1 protein-coding gene is annotated in these 213 nt (G+C 67.6%); it reads right to left on the bottom strand.

Going from position 1 to position 213, the window contains the following annotated elements:
* Positions 1-213 (bottom strand): hypothetical protein (locus tag B0E46_RS17575; protein WP_168171098.1); only part of this gene is annotated, 213 nt, incomplete at both ends.

Raw genomic sequence — 213 nt, 5'->3', positions numbered from 1 at the left:
CAGCGTGATCGCGCCCGTCCCCGCATTGATGTTGCTCGTGCCGCTCACCGCCAGTGCGCCGCTCTCGCTGACCGCACCGTTGTTGCTGGTCGCCTGCAGGTTGCCGCCAATGCTGCCGCTACCCAGGTTCAGCGCTCCCGTGCTGATCGCCGTCAGCGCGCCCGTGCTCAACGTGCCCAGCGTCAATGCACCCGCATCCGTGATCTGCGTCGT

Source organism: Rhodanobacter sp. B04, from assembly GCF_002001125.1.
Classification (GTDB): Bacteria; Pseudomonadota; Gammaproteobacteria; order Xanthomonadales; family Rhodanobacteraceae; genus Rhodanobacter.
The sequence above is the reverse complement of the archived record's forward strand: the minus strand, read 5'-3'. Positions and strand labels throughout refer to the sequence as shown.